This window comes from Duganella violaceipulchra, from assembly GCF_019166075.1.
In the GTDB taxonomy this organism is placed as follows: domain Bacteria; phylum Pseudomonadota; class Gammaproteobacteria; order Burkholderiales; family Burkholderiaceae_D; genus Rugamonas; species Rugamonas violaceipulchra.
In genome coordinates this window covers 1-255 of the sequence record NZ_JAHTGR010000220.1, presented here as the reverse complement: position 1 = coordinate 255, position 255 = coordinate 1, and the positions used below count along the sequence as shown (strand labels likewise).

Sequence of the window (255 nt, the reverse complement as noted above, 5' to 3'; positions counted from 1 at the left end):
AGGGTCTGGTGCAAGCCTTGATGCACACCCCGCAGCAAGCGGCGCACCTGCTCCCCATTTTACCGGACAGCGAACGGCAGCAGCTGCTGGTCGGCTTTAACGCGACGCAAGCGCACTACCCGCAGGATCAACTGATCCATCAACTGTTCGAAGCGCAGGCAGCAGCCGATCCGGAAGCGATCGCGGTGGTGTACGAAGAGACCAGCGTCAGCTATGGCGAATTGAATGCGCGCGCCAACCGACTGGCGCACACCC

The 255-nt window shown here is 62.0% G+C and carries 1 protein-coding gene; it reads left to right on the top strand.

Going from position 1 to position 255, the window contains the following annotated elements; translation table 11 throughout:
* Positions 1-17: 17 nt before the first annotated feature.
* A partial coding sequence (locus KVP70_RS33780) for a non-ribosomal peptide synthetase (protein ID WP_217946786.1) occupies positions 18-255 on the top strand: 238 nt, incomplete at its 3' end.